Raw genomic sequence first — 19187 nt, forward strand, 5'->3', positions numbered from 1 at the left:
CTCTATTCATTTAACGCCAGAAACTGGAACGAAGTTGCGGTGGAAGAGGCAGTCAGGAAATGATTTCAATAGGGCTAGGAGGAAATGAGGATGAAGGATACGGCTTGGAAGGCTCAATGGATTTGGGGAGGGGAAGAGGAAAGCCCCCGCAACGAATGGCGCTGCTTCCGTTCAACGTTTGACGTGCCGTCTGAAGAAGCAGCCGATGCGCAGCTGCGGATTAGCGCGGATTCCAGATACGTGGCTTACGTGAACGGGGTGCAAATCGGAAGAGGTCCGGTCCGTTCTTGGCCGGAGGAGCAATTTTACGATGCCTATTCCGTCGGCCATTTGCTTCAGCCTGGCGGCAAGAACACGATTGCCGTTCTCGTGCTGCATTTTGGCGTAACCAACTTCTATTACTTGAGGGGGAAAGGCGGTCTGCTTGCGGAGATCGCTTCAGGCGATGGCGTACTGGCAGCAACGGATTCGTCCTGGAAAACGGAGAAGCTGAGAGGCCATCATACCGCGGCTCCGCGCATGTCCTGTCAGCAGGGCTTTGCGGAAATTTATGATGCGAGGGAATGGAACGGAGATTGGACAGAGACAACCTACGACGATTCTTCATGGTTGCAGGCTGCACACGTAGCTGAAGTCGGGGAAGGCCCTTGGAAAAAGCTGATCCCCCGCGACATTCCGTTCCTGACGGAGGAAAAGCTGTATCCCTCCCGCATCGAGTCTCTCCAGCGGGTGAGGCCGCCTGCCTGGACGGCAGCTATCGATCTTCGGAATGCGATGGTTCCCGGTTCGGTCGAGCATGCTAATCCCATTCAATATATGGGTTACATCGCTACGACGCTATTACTGGATGAAGCCGGTCAAGTGACGGTTGGCATTTTGCAATCCCGCGGCGAGAAGCTCTGGATCGACGGACAACGGATCGAGCAGAGTCATGGCAACGATCCGGAGCGTTACTACGAGGCAGAGCTTACAGCCGGCGAGCATTTCCTGCTGCTTGATATTACTCAAGGCGATCACGGGGGAGCTTACCATGTGGCGATTCATTCGGAGCGTAAGCTCTCGCTTCATTCTCCCGATAAGGAAGGGGAGACGCCGTGGCTGCTTATTGGACCGTTTGACGATACGGAATACATCGATACAAGGGAAAACAGACAGATAGACCGGAATGAGCCGAATTATTTAAAAGCGGCAGGAGCGGCTTCGATGGAGGAGCTGGCCGCCGTACAGGATTGGATCCGTCCTCTGGCCGGCCCTTATTATACCGAGCAGGATGTATTCGGCTCCAATGTTTGGCGTCCGGAAGCCGAGCGGTATGCTATGCCTTCCGGCCTGAATGCCTGCTTGACGGCAGCGCCGGAGTATGCGGATATTCCTCGTTTCCGGGATGGCGATACGGAGCTTGTGATTGACCTCGGCAAGCAGCGGACCGGCTTTTTTGGCTTCAAGATTGAGGCTCCGGCTGGGACGGTTGTGGATGTATACGGCCTTGAATATTTAAAAGCCGATTTCCGACAGCATACGTTTGGCCTCGATAATACGTTCAGATACATATGCCGGGAAGGACGGCAGCAATACGAATCTCCTGTAAGGCGCGGGTTCCGTTATGCGGTGCTGACCATAAGGGGAGCGGCGGGACCCGTTAAGCTGCATGAGGTGTATATGGTGCAAAGCACTTATCCGGTTGCGGAAGCCGGAACGTTCCGTAGCTCCGACCCGCTGCTGAACGACATCTGGGCGATCAGCCAGCATACGACCCGGAATTGCATGGAGGATACGTTTGTGGACTGTCCTTCTTACGAGCAGACCTACTGGGTAGGAGACAGCCGCAATGAGGCATTGGTTAACTACTATGTGTTTGGCGAGCTGGACATCGTTAAACGCTGCTTGCGTCTCGTTCCGGGCTCGAAGGACAGATCCCCGCTCTATATGGATCAGGTGCCAAGCGGCTGGACGAGCGTTATTCCGAACTGGACGTTCTTCTGGGTGCTCGCGACGATGGAATATGTGGAGCATACGGGAGACAAGTCTTTTGCCGCCGAGATGTGGCCCCATGTCCGCTTTACGCTCGAGCATTATTTGACCCATATCAATGCGGATGGGCTGCTCGACATGCGGGGCTGGAACCTGCTCGACTGGGCGCCGATTGACCAGCCGAACGAAGGGATTGTCACCCATCAGAATCTGTTCCTGACGAAAACGCTCCGGCAGGCGGTACAAATGTCCGTAGAAGCAGGGCAAGCAGATGAAGGAGCCTCTTTTGCCGAAGCAGCCGGATTACTGGAACAGGCCATAAACGACCGTTTATGGGATGAGGAGCGGGGAGCTTACCTCGATTGCATTCATGCCGACGGACGGCGCTCGGATATCTATAGCATGCAGACCCAAGTGGTTGCTCTATTGTGCGGCATCGCTCAAGGGGAGCGCCGAGCAAAGCTGGAAGCCTATCTTCTTCAGCCGCCGGCTTCGTTTGTGCAGATCGGCAGTCCGTTTATGTCCTTCTTCTATTATGAAGCGCTGGAAGCGATGCGGCATATCCCCGACATGCTTGACGATATCCGCCGCAATTACGGCTTGATGATCGCAAACGATGCAACGACATGCTGGGAGATGTACCCGAATTTCACGGAAAATCGCGCCAATGCAGAGCTGCTTACCCGCAGTCATTGCCACGCCTGGTCGGCAGGGCCGGCATATTTCCTCGGCCGAAACGTGCTTGGAGTCAAACGGCTGGACAGCGGCTGGAGCAAAGTGAGAATCGAGCCGGCTCCATGCGATTTGACATGGGCAAGAGGTGCCGTTCCGTTGCCTAACGGAGGAACCATCGAGGTGGACTGGAGCATCGCGAATGACGTCATGTCCCTTCGAATTTCGGCTCCGGAGGATGTTGAACTTGATGTTCGGCTGCCTGAAGCCGTAACAGGGAATGTTTCCATTGTCAGAACGAAAAAGCTGCCCTTATAATAGTGAAAGCCGGGTCCTTGTTGACCCGGCTTTTCTTTGTCTTCGGATAGATTCGAATATGTCAATTTTGACAAAGACAGGCTGGGCGCCTAATCCCGCTGCGAAAATAACATATTGTCCGATTGTCTTGCATGATTGTCATCATCGCTCCGGCCTTGTCGGGTGGTGCTTTTCACGTTCACGAAAACGACATATTTACGTTGGCCGCTTCCATGCTCTATCCTCGGAAGTAAGCGCTGACAAGGACAAGCAAACGTTCCTTCGCGGCGAGAGCGCTTGAACCTATTTGGAAGAGGTGATCCGATGCAAGATTCGAAAGCTGCCGCAACGGGCAGCATGGCGCTACGATCCGGGACTTCGACCAAGCGGCTCGGAAGAAGGATCGTGCAGAACTGGGAATTGTACATTTTTGTTGCACCGGCGTTTTTCTACTTTATTATCTTTTGTTACCTGCCGATGTACGGCGTCCAGATCGCGTTCAAATCGTTTATCCCGACCAAAGGAATTATAGGAAGTCCTTGGGTGGGATTGGACCATTTCGACCGATTCTTCCATTCCTATTACTTCAGGGATTTGATCTGGAATACGCTGAGCGTCAGTCTCTATGATCTAGCGATTGGCTTTCCGATTCCGATCATACTGGCGCTGGCCTTTAATGAGGTGCGCAACGGTTTTTTCAAAAAGATGGCCCAGACGGTCACCTATGCACCTCACTTTATATCGGTTGTCGTCATGGCGGGGATGATCATATCTTTCCTGTCGCCGTCTACCGGAATTCTGGTTCATGTCATTCAATGGCTTGGCTTTGGCACGCCGGAATTTCTTACCGATCCCAAATGGTTCAAGACGATGTACGTATTCTCGAATGTGTGGCAGAGCGCGGGCTGGGGGACGATCATTTATTTGGCCGCCTTGTCCGGCGTGGATCCCGGACTTCATGAAGCAGCCATTATCGACGGGGCTTCGCGGTTCCAGCGCATTCGCCACATTAATATACCCGTCTTGATTCCGACGATGACCATTTTGCTTATTTTGAACATGGGAAGCTTGTTTGGGGTTGGGTTCGAAAAGATCCTGCTGCTCCAAAATCCGCTTAATATGGAGTCTTCCGACGTCATCGCTACCTTCGTCTACCGTTCCGGTCTGGAGAATGCCCAATACAGCTTCTCGGCAGCGGTTGGCCTGTTTAATTCCGTCATCAACGCCATTCTGCTGATAGCCGTAAATCAGATCGTTCGCAGGACGAGCGAGAACAGCTTGTGGTAAAAAGAATGATCACAAATGACAGGAACGGCGCTTTTGTGTGACAATTCTTTTTAAAGCTTACGAAGAAGGAGGCTGGAGACGCATGTTCCATGGCATTAAAGAGAGCAGGGGCGATAAACTATTTCTCGCTTGCAATTACTTGTACGTTTTTCTCGCCTTTCTGATCGTTTTCTATCCGCTGGTGTATATGATCAGCGCATCCATCAGCGATCCGAAGGCGGTGGCTTCGGGAGCGATGTGGCTGTGGCCGAAAGGCATTACGTTCGAGGGCTACAAGATGGTGTTCAAGAACACCAACATCTGGATCGGCTATGAAAATACCATCATTTATACGGTGGTTGGGACGGCGATCAACTTGTTCGTGACGCTGCCCGCAGCTTACGCGTTAAGCCGCAGAGATTTCGTCGGGAGAAACTTCTTCATGGGCATGTTTATGGTGACCATGTTCTTCAGCGGAGGTCTGATCCCAACGTATCTGCTCGTGAAACAACTAGGCATGATGAATTCGATGTGGGCGATCGTTCTTCCGTCCGCCGCGTCCATCTGGAATATAATCGTATCCCGCACCTTTTTCCAAAGCTCCATTCCGAGGGAGCTGCAGGAAGCCGCGCAAATTGACGGCTGCTCGAATATGCGGCTGTTTCTGAGAATCATTCTGCCGCTCTCGCTGCCGATCATCGCGGTAATGGCTTTGTTTTACGGGGTAGGCAATTGGAACAGTTATTTCTCGGCGCTGATTTATCTGAACGAGGCCGGAAAGTATCCGCTGCAGCTTGTTTTGCGTCAAATCCTGGTTCTTCAGGAGATGGGGGCGCAAGGAGGCGGCGCGATCGACCTCTCTTCGGCAACGGCCATGAACAGCAAGGCGGAGATTGCGGCCCTCGTCAAGTATGCCGTCATTATCGTCGCTACGATTCCGGTTATCGTTATTTATCCTTTCTTGCAGCGTTATTTCGTACAGGGTGTAATGATTGGTTCCGTCAAGGGCTGATCTTCCCATATCATTCATCTAATAAAGGGAGTGTGTATTGCATGAACAGGATTTCCAGGGCATCATCCGTTATTCTCTGCGTTACCATGACAGCCGGCATGCTGGCTGCCTGCAGCAGCTCATCCAGCGAGAACAACAATTCCGCTTCGCCATCCTCTTCTGCAAATTCTTCTTCGCCTGAGGCTTCCGCCGATAGCGGCGTAAAAAAAGAAGGCTTTCCTATCGTTGACAAGCCGATCACTCTTAAGATGATGTCGCAGGACGTGGGCAAAGCAGACTGGAACACCATGCCGGCGTTGAAGGAAATGGAAAAGCTGACGAATATCAAGTTCACTTACCAATTAACGCCGCTCGACAGCTTCTCCACGAAGAAGAACCTCGTGTTCGCGAGCGGAGATCTGCCGGATGTGCTCTATGCCCCGGATTTGACTCCGGCCGAGCAGGTGACGTACGGAACCCAAGGCGTGCTTATTCCGCTGGAGAAGTATATTGATGAGGGCTACGCTCCGAATCTGAAGAAAATTTTCGACGAGCATCCGGACATCCGCAAATCGTTTACGACGCCTGACGGACATATGTATGCTCTTCCGTACATCGACCTGTCGGCCATCTGGTATCGCAGTCCGATGTGGTACAACGGTAAATTCCTCAAGGCCTTAAACGTAACGGAGCTGCCGAAGACGACGGAGGAGCTGTACAGCTTCCTGAAGCGGGTGAGGGACGAGGATCCGAACGGAAACGGGAAGAAGGACGAAATTCCGCTCACTTCCGTAAAGCTGGACGATCTGCGGATGTTCTTCTTCGGATTCTGGGGTATGTATGACGAGACGATCTATGCCGACAAGGATGGCAAGGTTCACTATTCCCCGCAAGAGGAAGGCTACAAGGGCTACCTGACCTTCATGAACCGCTTGTGGAATGAGAATCTGCTGGATCACGAGACCTTCTCGCAGACCTCCGACCAGAAGAAGGCGAAAGGCCAGAATAACCAAATCGCATTGTTTAACGACTATTTCCCTTACTTCACGCTGGGCGGCGAGCCTAGCGGGGATAATCCGCTCATGACGCCGGTCAGCAGCGAAATCGCGGGAACGCCGGTTTACGGCATGCATCCGGGCATTTCCGCCAACGGAACGTTCGCCATCACGAGCAAGGACCCGAATCCGGAGGCGACGATGCGCTGGGTTGACTATCAATACAGCTACGAAGGCGCAACGCTTATGAACCAGGGACCTGAAGGCATGCTCTGGAAGTACAAGAATAAGGATACTCACGAGAAGGAATGGGTCGAGCTTCCCAGCGGCCAGGACCGCGAAGACTTCCGGGGCACGCTAACGCCAAACTTCGGGATCTTGACCCCGGGCATCAAAATTAACGAATTAACGAATGGTCTTACGACGGAATTCGATAATTGGATTCAAAAGGAAAGCGAGGAAAAGCTGAAGCCTATCGGCAAGGCTCCTTTCCCTAACGTGTATCTGACGAATGACGAGCAAAGCGAAATTACGTCCCTGCTGTCCGACCTGGACACTTACGTTCAGCAGATGGAAGCGAAGTTCGTCACGGGACAAGAGCCGATGTCGGGCTGGGACAAGTATCTGGCACAGGTTAAGAAAATGGGCGGCGACCGCATAGCGGAAGTGTATCAAGGCGCGTACGACCGCTGGAAGGCGGGCAAGTAAAGGGCAGAAGGCCGAAGTTTTCGGCCACCGCCTGCAGAATTGATAAGTTCGACGTCCATTTGAAAACGGAATTTTTATTATTGGCCTAACGAGAACATTTTGCGGTATTGCCCAGGCGTATAGCCGGTCTCCTTCTTGAATTTGCGGATGAAGTTGGGCGCGTCCACGTAGCCGACCCGGATAATGATGTCCTTAAGCGAGTCATCCGTCGTCTTCAGCTGGTGCATCACTTCTTCCAGCCGTTTCTGCCAGATGTACTGGACGAAGTTCACGCCCATCTTCTCCTTGAAGGAGCGGCTGACGTGGGACGGAGACAGGCTGAATTCGGAAGCGACCGTCTCGAGACTGAGGGCATTGTCCGCAAAATGTTCTTCGATGTAAGCGATCATTCTGTCGGTAAGCGACTGCTCTTCCTTCTGGTTCGCTTGCTCAACCTGCTCGCATAGACGGGAAGCCAGATGGAGGAGATTGCGCTCCAGCTCGTCAAGCGACTGGCCCGAGATCATCTGCGGTGCCATTTCCTGAATCAGCCGCTGGTTCTCGAGTTCAGCCGCGGTCTTAAGAATGGTATTCAATAGATCGATGCCGATGCAACGGATAAGCAGCGTGGACAGCTCGGACTGCCGCAGGCTCAGGACGGCCGACTTAATCATTTGCGACGCTACCTCGAAGCTGCCTTGCTTTAAGCTCTGAGAGAGCTTTAACAGCGTGTTGTTCGGAATCCAGAACGACTGATCCGTCGGATACGACTGCTTCTCGAAATAGTTTACCGAGCCGGCGTTGGAGGACACTCTCAGGTCGTAGGCCGAGCAGGCTTCGATATAGCTCTGATTCAGCTGATCCGGACCGGTATAGCTCGAGCCGACGCCAATGACCGGTTGAATGTGGCAGGATTCGAGCAAGCGGATGCGCAAGGCTTCAACGATAAGCTGCTTATGTTCGAATTCGTCCACGTCTTTGTCCGGGTCGAAGTTGACCAGTAAGCCGATCTGGCCTAATTGGGAAAGCTCGACGCCGTACCCGTGACCGTTCAGATTCGGCAATTCGATATGGGTAAGCAGCTCCAGTATCTCCTGGTGCTCCAATACGCCGTTCTTATCGCTCTTCATCCAGCCGATTACCATGACGAAATGAAGAGATCGGTCGAACCGGAGATCCAGCACCTCTCTCAGCTCCGGCGTCAGAATCCGGGAGCTGCCGGAACGGAGCAGCATGGAGAGCAGATGATGGCGGGCAAACGGCTCTTGCAGGTCGACTCTGGCACTGTATTCAAGCAGCGTTGTCCGAATCCGGTCCAATTCGTTGCGGGACTCGCCGGGACGGCCAATTGGCTTGCTGCATTTGGAGGCGGCAAATTCGACAAGGGTCGAAATCGGCCGATACTGCATCCGGGCAAGCAATAGCGCGATTGCCGCTCCCGCGGCCACAACAAAGATCAGCAGCATAATGATGAAGCTTCGGACATGCAGGACGCTGCTGAAGAACTGCTCGCTCGGCATGATGGTCACGTAGGTCCAGCCGTTGACCGGCGACCGAACGGAGACGATCGAGTGCTCCTTGCCGTTTAGGACATGCTTCTGAATGCCCGGGGTCAGATGGCCGAACAAAGAGCGGGTGTCCGTGTCGGATAACGTCTCTCCTTGGCGATTATCCACCAGAATCTGGCCCTGGTTATCCAGAATGTACGTCTGGCCCTGATAGCTGCCCAGTATGGAATCGATGAGGCTCGTCAGCTCGGTTTTCCGGATCAAATACATCACCGTTCCGTAGGGATTCGGATTATTGGGTTTGATCGGAATCAGGTAGGCGAGCATCGATTGCTTCCGGCCGGAGGAATTGCTTGCGATATCGGCAGGCCGCATCGTCGGGAATTTGACGTTATTCAAATCCTGGTAGACCGCGTCTTTATCCCAATTCTGAAACAGTAGATTGCTCGTGAATACGTCGAAGTGGTTCATCCCTTCACTGGAGTAGATGCGGTCGTCCTTGTGGAAATACAAGTACAGCTCCCCGATGATCGAGCTTGTCGCTTTGTATTGGTCGAGCGCTTCAATGGCTTCTCCGCTATGTATCGGATCGTGCACGAGGTAAGAGGCAAGTCTGTGGTCGTAAGAGATGCGGGTTGCAATCTCGCTTAGTTCCTTCATTCGGCCGTCGATAATCGTTTCGGCTTGCGTCAGCTGGTCGAGATGGGAGCGTTCGATTTCGGAACGAAGGCGGTGCGAGGCGTTTTCGTAAATAAAGATAGAAGTAAAAATCAAAGGAATCAGCAAGATGAACAAATAGGACCAAGTATATTTCAGAAACAGCTTGGACTTGAAATAGTTCCGGTTCAAATGGTATGCCCCCTGACTACGGTTATCTATCTCTTTTACAAATCTTAAATATCTGAAAATTAAATCTATTATACAACGTCCGTCGGTTTGAAAGAATGGTTTTTTAGGAGGAAATAGGATGAGTGAGAAGGAACAGGCAATTGCCGCAGACGAAGAATCAATCGAACAGGGTGTACATAATTACAGCAGCGAGGAGAGCTGGGTGAAGCCGGAAGATCCCTTGCTGCTTGAGCGGCTTGAGTGGTTCAAGGATCAGAAGCTTGGCTTGATGATGCACTGGGGGCCTTACTCGCAGCTGGGCCTTGTGGAATCTTGGGCGTTAAGCGACGAGGATGGGGATTGGTCACGGAACGGTATCGATTGGGACATCGATTCGGAAGAGCTGAAACGGCAATATTTCGCCTTGAACAAAACCTTTAATCCGATTCGCTTCCAGCCCGAGCTGTGGGCGGAGCTTGCGGCGGAGAGCGGCTTCAACTATTTGAACTTTACGACGAAGCACCATGACGGCTTTTGCATGTGGGATACGCGTACGACCGATTACCGGATTACGGGGGAGGAGTGTCCGTTTCATACGCATAAGCATGCGGATATCGTGAAGCAGCTGTTCAACGCGTTCCGCGCCAAGGGGCTGGGCATCTCCGCCTATTTCTCCAAAGCGGATTGGCATTCTCCCTATTATTGGACCCCGGGGATACGGCCGGATACAAAGACGTCCAGGGGACCGTCGTACGACCCGAAGGAATACCCGTGGCTGTGGGAGAAATTCGTTCAATTTACGCATGAGCAGATCATGGAGCTGATGACCAATTACGGCCGGATCGACGTGCTGTGGCTCGACGCCGGCTGGGTGAACGATTACCGCAAGCAAAATATCCGGCTGGGAGAAGTGGTGGAGAAGGCGCGCCAGCTCCAGCCTTGGCTGCTCTCGGCGGACCGGACCGTCGGAGGACCTTACGAGAACCTGATTACGCCGGAGCAGACGCTGCCGGAACGGGCGCTCCACGTGCCGTGGGAGAGCTGCATCACGATGGGCACGTCGTTTTCTTTCCGTTACGAGGACCGTTACAAATCGGTGCGTCAGCTCATCCAGCTGCTCATCGAAATCGTGGCGAAGGGCGGCAACCTGGCGCTAAACGTCGGCCCGCAGCCGGACGGCAGATTGCCGGAGACGGCAATCGCCCGCATGAAAGGCATGGGACAGTGGCTGAACGTTAACGGAGAAGCGATCTACGGCACAAGGGTCATCGAGCCGTATTCGGTCGGCCATACATGCTTTACGCAGAAAAACGGATTCGTCTATGCGTTTTACCTGTACAAAGACGCGAGCGAGCCGGTACCGGAGGAGATCCATCTTCCTTGGAACGGAGGAGCCGGAAGCATCGAGCTGGTTGGCGGGAAGGAGCGGCTCGACTATCGCCGGACCGAAAGCGGCATTGCCGTTCGTCTGCCGGAAACCGAGCGTTGCGCTCCTGAAGCGCCAATCGCGCATGTCTTCCGGATTCGGGCGTAAATCTTTGAGGAAGGAATGATGCGGGATGCAGGGATGGTTCGAAGACGCAAAGCTTGGCATATTCATTCACTACGGCATTTATGCGGTTGACGGCGTGGCGGAATCCTGGTCTTTTTACAACGGGAAAATGTCTTATGAACAATATATGAATCAGCTTGACGGGTTTACGGCTGCAAGGTTCGATGCGGAAGGTTGGGCCGATCTGATTGAGAAGTCTGGAGCGAGGTACGCCGTTCTGACGACCAAGCATCACGACGGCGTGGCCTTATGGGACACGCAGCTTAGCGATTTGAATGTCGTGAAGAAGACGCCGGCAGGCCGGGATTTGGTTAGGCCATTCGCCGATGCGATTACGAAGCGGGGGATTCGGCTCGGGTTGTACTACTCGCTGATCGACTGGTCGCATCCGGATTATCCAAGCGTCTATCAGGACGGCAGGATTCCCGAGGACCTCAGCACCGTTAACCGGTTTTCCAGTCCGCCAGACGGCCTTGAGGACGAGGGGAAATGGCAGCGGTTCTTGCAGTTCAACAATGGCCAGCTTCGGGAGCTGCTTACGAATTACGGCCGGGTGGACCTGCTTTGGTTCGACGGGGATTGGGAGCGGAGCGCCGGCCAATGGAATTTGCCGGCGTTCAAGCAGTACCTGAAATCGTTTAATCCGGATGTGATCATCAATTCGCGGCTGCAGGGACATGGCGATTACAAGACGCCGGAGCAGGGACTTCCCATAACGAGACCGGAAGGGCCATGGGAGTTTTGCACGACGATTAACGGCTCATGGGGGTATGTGCCGACGGACAACCGTTACAAATCCCTTGGCATGATCATCCGGATGTTCTGCGACTGTATTTCCATGGGCGGAAATATGCTGCTGGACATCGGGCCGCGGGAGGACGGGACAATCGACAAGCGGCAGGAAGATATTCTGCTTGGCCTCGGCGAGTGGATCCGGCAGCACGCGGAGGCGGTTTACGGCACGCGGGAAGGCATCATGGCGCGTTATTATTCGGGCGGAAGCACGCTAACGCCGGATAAGAAGACGCTCTACCTGTTCGTCTATGACGATCCGAAGGAACAGCTATGCCTGAAAGGGCTGTGCAATCCGATTAGGCGGATTACCGTGCTGCATTCGGGCAAAGAGCTGACGCATCAAATTCATGGCGGCGTGCCTTGGTTTGACATCCCCGGAACAACCTGGATCGGGTTGACGGCGGAAGACACGCACAAGCACGTAACGGTGCTGAAGCTGGAATTTGACGAGGAAGTAAAGTTTTACGGAGGCACGGGAGCCGTAGTGACCCATAACTAACTAGCGGAAGCGATTGGGGGAAGGATAGGATGCTTAGCGGAGTGCCGGAGCCGGTAATCGATTACGGGCCAAGGCATTATATTTGCCGGCGGGCCTTGGAGCCGTTCGCGCTTGACGGACGTTTGAGTAAGCCATTCTGGGAAGCGGCGGACTGGACCGAGGATTTTATAGATATCGAAGGCGAAGTCCGCTCCAAGCCTACGAAGCGGACTCGCGTCAAAATGCTGTGGGACGACGATTATTTGTATGTCGGAGCGGAGCTCTTGGAGGACCAGATCTGGGCAATGCTCACCGAGCGGGATTCGGTTATTTTTTACGACAACGATTTTGAAATTTTTATCGATCCGGACGGGGACACGCATGGTTATTACGAGATTGAAATCAATGCGCTGAATACGGTATGGGATCTGCTGCTCGTCAAGCCGTATCGGGACGGCGGTCCGCCGGTGAACGGCTGGGATATCGCGGGGCTGCGAAGCGCCGTTTATATCGAAGGCGAGTTGAACAATCCAGCGGCCGACAACCGGATGTGGAGCGTCGAAATCGCTATTCCTTGGGCCAGTCTGCGCGAATGCGCGGCGGAGAGCAGGCCGCCGCTGGCCGGGGAATTCTGGCGCATCAACTTCTCCAGAGTGGAATGGCAAGCGGAGCCGGCGGAAGGCGGCTACCGCAAGGTCATCAATCCGAAGACGGGCAAGCCCTATCCGGAGGACAACTGGGTGTGGACGCCGATGGGCATCGTCAACATGCATTATCCGGAACTGTGGGGTTACGTGTTGTTCTCCGGCGATGAAGGCCCGGATTCCTTTGCGATGCCGGAGGACGAGCGCATCAAGTGGGAGCTGCGGAAGCTGTATTACCGCCAGCGCAACCATTACGCGGCTGAAGGAAGGTTTGAAGCGGATGCGAAGCGTTTGATGAAAGGCGATACGTGGAGCATTGAAGCAACGGTCGAAACGACGCGCAGTATGTTTCAAATCTCGGCGTTGTCGTCGGACGGAGTATCGCTCTGGTGCATTCGCGAGGACGGGAAGCTGTGGAAGGAGAGAGCGGGAGCATGACAGACTGGACTTCGCCGTTTTCGCTGAATCAAGCGGAACGGGATCTCATCGAAAGCAAATTAAGCATAAAACGCCAGCTTGCGCAGGCCAGGGAACGCGAGTTGTTCGACGTTCTCCGGGAGGGGCTGTCCGAGGAGGAGAGCTGGGCGCTCAAGTATTTGTTCGCCTACATGCCGGTGAACGATCTCGCCGATTATGACGGCGCCTTGTTCTTGAGCCATGTGCGGAGCACGCTGGCGATCCGCCGGCTTGTTCCTTGGGGAGACCGGGTGCCCGACTCCCTGTTCTTGCATTATGTTCTCCCTTACCGGGTCAATACGGAAAATATCGAAGATCACCGCGGCATTTTGTTCAATGAGCTAGCCTATCGCACAAAGTCGCTGACGATGGAAGAAGCCATTTTGGAGACGAATTATTGGTGTCACGAGAAGGCTGCCTATATCGGCAGCGATTTGAGAACGATGTCGCCGCTTACGATGATCAAGAGCGCAAGGGGCCGCTGCGGCGAGGAATCGACGCTGGCGGTTGCGGCGCTGCGAAGCATCGGTATTCCCGCCCGTCAGATTTACACGCCGCGTTGGGCGCATTGCGACGATAATCATGCCTGGGTAGAGGCCTGGGCGGACGGGAAATGGCACTTTCTTGGCGCTTGCGAGCCGGAAGCTCGGCTCAACCAGGGGTGGTTCGGCCCGCCGGCCCGCCGGGCGATGCTGCTGAATACGCGAATCCTGGCCGACTATCCCGGCCCGGAGGATATTATCGCGGCAAACGGATGGTTTACGGAGATTAATCTGCTCGAAAATTATGCGCCTACCCGTATCGTTGCGTTAACGGTGAAAGACGGGGCCGGACATCCGGTCCCGGGCGCCGAAGTGCGCTTCGAGCTGTACAATATGGCGGAATTTTACCCGATCGCCACGTTATTGGCGGACGAACGGGGAGAGATCAGCTTCAAGACGGGGTATGGGGATCTGCTGGTTCGCGCGGCTTGGGACAACCTTTGGGGCGAGGTGAAGCTGGCTGCTGGCGGGGATATTATCCGCGAGCTTGTCCTGGATCGGACGGAGCAGCCGGGAGGTACGCTCGATCTCGATATGGTTCCTCCGCCGGAAGGCGAAGGAGAACCGGCAAAACCACTGCCCGGTGAGCAGGGAAGCAGGCATGCTCACCGGGTCGAAGAAGGAACAAAGCTGCGTACCGCCTATGAGAGCACGTTCGCAAGCAAACCGGAGGCCGAGGAATTGGCTGTCTCGTTAGGGCTTCCGGCGGAACGGGTGTGGAGCATATTGAGCCTGTCGCGCGGAAACTTCCGCGAGATTGCGTCTTTCCTGCGCGAGCGAACAGCCGAATATGGGCCGTGGCCGCTGCGCCTGATGGAGAGTCTTCGCGAGAAGGATTGGATAGATGCGCGGCAGGAGACGTTGAACGATCATCTGATCGGTTCGCTTGCGGTTCGCGGCGAATGGCCGGACGAGGAGTTCATCCCTTACATTCTCTGCCCACGCGTGCTGCATGAGATGATTGTGCCTTACCGACAGTTCTTTCAAGCCGCGTTTACGGAGCAGGAGCGAGAAGCTTTCCGTTCGAACGCGTCAGCGCTGGCGCATTGGCTGAACGACAGGTACGGCGAGTGGGAAGACCTTCCGAATTTGAAGGGCAAAGGCAATCCCGTCGGCACGTTTAGGCTGAGACGGGGAGACAGGGACTCGCTCGACATTCTCTTCGTAGCCGTCTGCCGGAGTCTGGGGATTCCGGCGCGGCTGCATCCGCAAGAGCTGAAGCCGCAATACAAGGCGGGCGGCGAGTGGCGGGACGCGATGCCGGACGCGAAGTCGCCGCAGCCCTCGTCCGGGGGGGATGGCAGCATTCGGCTGCTTCGCGATCCCGAGGCTGCGGAGGACGCGCCTGAGCCGTCGTACGCCGAGAATTTCACGATTGCCCGTCTGGAGAAGAACGGGTTCTACAAAACGTTAATCTATCCGCCTAAGTTTGGCGACGTATACGGCAAGCTGTTTGAAGCAGAGCCCGGTTCCTACCGGATTACGACGGGCGTAAGGCTTCGGGACGGCACGGTATTGGCGCGGTTTTCGCATTTCGCTGTTCGCGAAGGCGAGAATACGGATGTTGAGCTTACCTATCGCAAGGCTGCGCTCGAGCTTCCGGTACTGGGCGTAATGGACCGGGCGAGACCGCTCGCAGGACTGGACGGATCACCGCTGACGATGGGCGATCTGATCACCGGCGATGACGCAATCGTCGCTTGGATCGAGCCGGAGCGCGAGCCTACGAAGCATTTGCTGCGCGAGCTGGGAGAGCTGGCGGTTTCCGCGGCATATACCGGGGCAGCGATCCTTCTCCTGATCGGCGATGCCGAATCGACCTTGTCGTTTAATCCCGCGCAATACCCGCAATTGCAGTCAGAAGTTACGTTCGCGAGGGATTGTTGGCAAGCTTCGCTGCCGCCATCCGCAAACCGCGAGGCGGGCTTTCCGCATCTGTTCGTGCTGGATAGCCAAGACCGCATCCGTTACGCCGCATCGGGCTATAAGATCGGAATGGGCAAGGAGGCCATCCAAGCGTTGGCCGCCGCAAGGCAGACTACCCCATCATTACCGGCGAAAGGGAGCGAATCTTAAATGACGAACCAGAACTACGTGGTCGCCGGATATGCGAGCGATAACCATCTTCCCGATTTGACAAGGGAAGACTTGACGAAGCTTACGCATCTGAATGTTGCGTTTGGCCATGTCCGGGGCGATGCTATTACCATCGATCATCTGCGCCATCTAAACGAGTTGAAGCGGATCAAGACAGAACACCCGCAACTCAATATTCTGCTCTCCGTCGGCGGCTGGAGCGCCGGAGGCTTCTCCGAAGCGGCGTCTACCGAAGCGGGAAGAAGCCGCATGGCGGAATCGGCGGTTCGCGCGGTGACGGAGCATCCTTTTGACGGGGTGGATCTGGATTGGGAATATCCCTGCTACGGCGAAGCCGGAATCGGGGCAAGCCCGGCGGACCGCGCGAACTTTACGCTGCTGCTCGCCGTCATCCGAGAAGCATTGGATAAGCAAGGGAAGCTGGACGGCCGGCATTATCTGCTTACGATTGCGGCGGGAGCCGATCAGTATTACATAGACGGCACCGAGATGGATCAGGCGCAGAAATATTTGGATTTGGTTCAGCTTATGACCTACGATATGCGCGGCGGGTTCCAGGTGCTGACCGGTCACCATACCAATCTGTATACGCCGACGGGTGACCTTTTCCGGATCAGCGCGGATGCCTCCGTCAATCTGTTCGTTCGCGCCGGGGTGCCGAGGGAGAAGATTGTTATCGGAGCGGCCTTTTATTCCCGGATGTGGAACCAGGTGCCGAACCTAAACCGCGGGCTTCACCAGATGGCCGGGAGCGTTGGCGGATACGGGCCTGATTATACCGCTCTAACCGCGGAATACATTGGCAAGAACGGATACGTGCGTTACTGGGACGAAGAGGCTTGCGCGCCATACCTGTTCAACGGGTCTAGCTTTATCTCTTACGACGATGAGGAATCGATCCGGCATAAGTGCGGATATGTAAAAGACAGCGGTTTAGGCGGTCTAATGTTCTGGGAATTCGGCTGCGACCGGACTCGCCGGCTGCTGAATGCGATGCATGACGGACTTCGGGGAGGCGACAGGTTATGAAGGTCGGATTAAGCACGTACAGCCTGCTGCCCGCGCTTAAGGCAGGGGAAATGTCGGTGCTTGACGTTGTGGAATGGATTGCCGAAAACGGCGGCGAGCATATGGAAATCGTGCCCTACGGCTTTACGCTTGTCGATCAGCCGGAGCTTGCCGACGCGGTCCGGGAGAAGGCGAAGATTGCTGGAATCGAGCTGTCCAACTATTCGATGCCGGCTAATTTCGTGCAAGGCAGCGAGGAAGCATTCCAAGCTGAAGTCTCGCGCGTCAAGGAACACGTCGATCTTGTGAACAGGCTTGGCATGAAGCATTTGCGCCACGACGTGACGGCGTTTACGCTTCCGCCGGAGAGCATGACGATTCAATGGTTCGAGGAGAATCTGCGCAGCATGGTGAGGGGAAGCCTGCTCATTGCCGATTACGCCGCGGCATACGGCATTACGACAACCATCGAGAACCACGGCTTCAGCGTGCAGGCAAGCGACCGCGTGCTGCGCGTCCTGCAGGAGGTGAACCGTCCTAACTTCAGGACGACGCTCGACGTCGGCAACTTTCTGTGCGTCGACGAGAATCCCCTCGTTGGGGTGAGCCGCAATTTGCCTTATGCTTCGCTTCTTCATATCAAAGACTTTTACATCCGGCCTAGCGACGAGTTCCCGGGCGGCGGCGATTGGTTCAGATCTGCCCACGGCACGTATTTGCGCGGCGCGATTGTCGGCCACGGCGATCTCGATCTCCGGCGAATCTTCCGTCTGATCAAGAAGTCCGGCTACGACGGCTTCCTGACGGTCGAATTCGAAGGGATGGAGGAATGCCGCATGGCCTCCCGCATTGCCATGGATAACGTGAAGCGGCTATGGCAGGAGACATAAGACCATCCGGCATAAGCATGTCTATCGCAACGACGATGCAGCTGCCATTATTAAAAGCAAAGCCGGGTCCATTATGGGCTCGGCTTTTACGGTTGTTCGTATTCTGCTTTTACCCTTTTCATTTGGGCAATATGCCGCTTGGCATGAAGCACCAAGAAATAGATGTACTGATACACATCGATTTTGCCCAAGTTATTTACGCTCATCATGGTTTTATATAAGATTCCTTCGCCATTGCTTAAGTCCTGCAGGATGCCCAGGCATTCCTCGATCTGGCTCCTTAGCAAAGCATGAACCCTCTCGAGCGGCATCTCTCCTTTCGGTTCCATATGCTCCGGCCTGATCCATTTAAAAGACTTATGCTCCGCGATCTGATCCAGCTCTCCCAGATTATGATGATAATCATTTAATGCATCTTCCAAATTCGATTTGGCTGCGAGCATAAGAGCTTTGGTTTTTCCTTTTCGAATGAGGATCAGCAGAAAATGGTTCGTCAGAGTGACATGCTCCAAAATTTGAGCAATGCTCCATCCTTCATGAGGCAGGAAGCTTTGCAAAGCAACCGGAGCATGAAACCAATCCTCGTAATCATCCAGCACTTTATTCAACTCTCTCTTTATCTGCTCCATCGTGCTTTGAATGGACAAAAGATTCACCCGCCTTATTACGATAATTCATCCAGCGTCATGCCGAGGCTTGGCGCCATATGAGCGAGGAACCATTCCGTCTCCGGCAGCCCGAGCTGCTCGATGGCAGCCTCCGTCTGTCCTTTGGCCACGAGAAACTCGCGGTTGCCCGTGGAAACCTCGGTCAGGCATTTCAAGTAAGCATCCAGCAGGTCGGCGGCCTTTACGATTTTGTGGAGCAGCCGGTCTTCTTCGGATAACGTGCTTCCCGGCTTGCCGAGAAGCGGGGCGTACGAGGCTTGAAGCGGCTCCGGCACCATGCCGAGCAGCCGCTCAGCGGCCATTGCTTCTATCTCGCGGAAGCTTGCGAGCATTTTCGGATTATGATGCTTCACGGGAGTCGGAATATCGCCGGTAAAAACTTCAGTCGCATCATGGAACAAAGCCAGCGTTACGGCACGGTCGGCATTATAGCTGCGGCCGAAAAAGCTGTTGCCGATCTCGCATAGCATATGGGCAAGCAGCGCAACGTGGAAGGAATGCTCCGCAACGGTCTCCTTGGTCGTATTTCGCATCAGACTCCATCGTTCAATATATTTCAGGCGGTACATATAAGCGAAAAAATGACTTTCCATCTGTTTCTCAAACTCCTCTCTAATCCCTCGTGCAGCTATGTTTGTTTTCCTATATCCTATCACAATTCGGACAGACTCCCACATGCGGTAAATCCAAAAGGAATGTAGGCACGCTATTAGCCGAAAAAGGCCCGCGAATGAGCGAATGCAGTTCAATTGCGACAATTACGTTTCGTTAGAATCGGGACCGGGAGGGAGAAAACCATCCAATAATAACGGACGGATTTCGTTCAGCGGGTGCGTCCTTTC

Annotated in this window: 13 protein-coding genes; 10 read left to right on the forward strand and 3 right to left on the reverse strand. The window is 54.5% G+C overall.

The features are described 5' to 3' along the window. Nucleotides 1-90: 90 nt before the first annotated feature. From FHT67_RS01565 to FHT67_RS01580, 4 genes are all read left to right on the forward strand, one after another. Entirely contained in the window at nt 91-2961 is a 2871-nt protein-coding gene (locus FHT67_RS01565) for a family 78 glycoside hydrolase catalytic domain (protein ID WP_167195039.1), read from the forward strand. A 336-nt stretch (nt 2962-3297) separates the two neighbouring features. Further along, nucleotides 3298-4227 carry an ABC transporter permease gene (locus FHT67_RS01570; protein WP_481856680.1) on the forward strand — a complete coding sequence of 310 codons (930 nt, stop codon included), beginning with the start codon at nt 3298-3300 and terminating at the stop codon, nt 4225-4227. Between the two features lie 82 nt (nt 4228-4309). Next, a complete protein-coding gene (locus tag FHT67_RS01575; RefSeq protein WP_132303328.1) occupies nt 4310-5218 on the forward strand; it encodes a carbohydrate ABC transporter permease in 909 nt (302 codons plus the stop codon). A 41-nt stretch (nt 5219-5259) separates the two neighbouring features. Continuing rightward, complete coding sequence (locus FHT67_RS01580) at nt 5260-6900, forward strand: extracellular solute-binding protein (RefSeq protein WP_132303329.1); 1641 nt, start codon at nt 5260-5262, stop codon at nt 6898-6900. A gap of 77 nt (nt 6901-6977) precedes the next feature. Here the strand turns inward: FHT67_RS01580 and FHT67_RS01585 are convergent, their stop codons facing one another. Next, entirely contained in the window at nt 6978-9236 is a 2259-nt protein-coding gene (locus tag FHT67_RS01585) for a helix-turn-helix domain-containing protein (RefSeq protein ID WP_167195045.1), read from the reverse strand. A gap of 118 nt (nt 9237-9354) precedes the next feature. On the opposite strand from FHT67_RS01585, the gene FHT67_RS01590 reads away from it, so the two are divergent. From FHT67_RS01590 to FHT67_RS01615, 6 genes are read left to right on the forward strand one after another with little or no spacing between them, the layout of a single operon-like run. Then, on the forward strand, nt 9355-10749 hold the full coding sequence (locus tag FHT67_RS01590) for an alpha-L-fucosidase (protein ID WP_167195048.1): 1395 nt from the start codon (nt 9355-9357) through the stop codon (nt 10747-10749). 25 nt (nt 10750-10774) lie between these two features. Continuing rightward, nucleotides 10775-12061, forward strand: coding sequence for an alpha-L-fucosidase (locus FHT67_RS01595; protein WP_167195050.1), 1287 nt, complete (start codon nt 10775-10777; stop codon nt 12059-12061). Between the two features lie 29 nt (nt 12062-12090). Then, nucleotides 12091-13122 carry a carbohydrate-binding family 9-like protein gene (locus FHT67_RS01600; RefSeq protein ID WP_167195052.1) on the forward strand — a complete coding sequence of 344 codons (1032 nt, stop codon included), beginning with the start codon at nt 12091-12093 and terminating at the stop codon, nt 13120-13122. Further along, nucleotides 13119-15758 carry a transglutaminase-like domain-containing protein gene (locus FHT67_RS01605; protein WP_167195055.1) on the forward strand — a complete coding sequence of 880 codons (2640 nt, stop codon included), beginning with the start codon at nt 13119-13121 and terminating at the stop codon, nt 15756-15758. Before FHT67_RS01600 ends, FHT67_RS01605 begins: the two co-directional genes overlap by 4 nt. Continuing rightward, nucleotides 15759-16808 (forward strand): glycoside hydrolase family 18 protein, encoded by a 1050-nt coding sequence (locus tag FHT67_RS01610; protein ID WP_132303335.1) that lies wholly within the window; start codon nt 15759-15761, stop codon nt 16806-16808. Beyond that, nucleotides 16805-17677, forward strand: a complete 873-nt coding sequence (locus FHT67_RS01615; protein ID WP_167195058.1) for a sugar phosphate isomerase/epimerase family protein — start codon at nt 16805-16807, stop codon at nt 17675-17677. The genes FHT67_RS01610 and FHT67_RS01615 overlap by 4 nt, the downstream gene beginning before the upstream one ends. An 86-nt stretch (nt 17678-17763) precedes the next feature. Here the strand turns inward: FHT67_RS01615 and FHT67_RS01620 are convergent, their stop codons facing one another. Both FHT67_RS01620 and yfbR read right to left on the reverse strand, forming a co-directional pair. Then, nucleotides 17764-18324: a DinB family protein gene (locus FHT67_RS01620; RefSeq protein WP_167195061.1), complete on the reverse strand. Its 561-nt coding sequence runs from the start codon at nt 18322-18324 to the stop codon at nt 17764-17766. 17 nt (nt 18325-18341) lie between these two features. Next, nucleotides 18342-18938, reverse strand: a complete 597-nt coding sequence (gene yfbR / locus FHT67_RS01625) for a 5'-deoxynucleotidase (RefSeq protein ID WP_132303339.1) — start codon at nt 18936-18938, stop codon at nt 18342-18344. Nucleotides 18939-19187: the final 249 nt, after the last annotated feature.

The sequence above is a fragment of the Paenibacillus sp. BK720 genome (assembly GCF_011761545.1).
Classification (GTDB): Bacteria; Bacillota; Bacilli; order Paenibacillales; family Paenibacillaceae; genus Pristimantibacillus.

Bases quoted from the DNA above. Each gene is read 5' to 3' on its own strand.
- FHT67_RS01595 (WP_167195050.1), top strand. From the start codon at position 10,775: ATGCAGGGATGGTTCGAAGACGCAAAGCTTGGCATATTCATTCACTAC.
- yfbR (WP_132303339.1), bottom strand. From the start codon at position 18,938: ATGGAAAGTCATTTTTTCGCTTATATGTACCGCCTGAAATATATTGAA.
- FHT67_RS01615 (WP_167195058.1), top strand. From the start codon at position 16,805: ATGAAGGTCGGATTAAGCACGTACAGCCTGCTGCCCGCGCTTAAGGCA.
- FHT67_RS01580 (WP_132303329.1), top strand. From the start codon at position 5,260: ATGAACAGGATTTCCAGGGCATCATCCGTTATTCTCTGCGTTACCATG.
- FHT67_RS01565 (WP_167195039.1), top strand. From the start codon at position 91: ATGAAGGATACGGCTTGGAAGGCTCAATGGATTTGGGGAGGGGAAGAG.
- FHT67_RS01590 (WP_167195048.1), top strand. From the start codon at position 9,355: ATGAGTGAGAAGGAACAGGCAATTGCCGCAGACGAAGAATCAATCGAA.
- FHT67_RS01600 (WP_167195052.1), top strand. From the start codon at position 12,091: ATGCTTAGCGGAGTGCCGGAGCCGGTAATCGATTACGGGCCAAGGCAT.
- FHT67_RS01605 (WP_167195055.1), top strand. From the start codon at position 13,119: ATGACAGACTGGACTTCGCCGTTTTCGCTGAATCAAGCGGAACGGGAT.
- FHT67_RS01575 (WP_132303328.1), top strand. From the start codon at position 4,310: ATGTTCCATGGCATTAAAGAGAGCAGGGGCGATAAACTATTTCTCGCT.
- FHT67_RS01610 (WP_132303335.1), top strand. From the start codon at position 15,759: ATGACGAACCAGAACTACGTGGTCGCCGGATATGCGAGCGATAACCAT.
- FHT67_RS01570 (WP_481856680.1), top strand. From the start codon at position 3,298: ATGGCGCTACGATCCGGGACTTCGACCAAGCGGCTCGGAAGAAGGATC.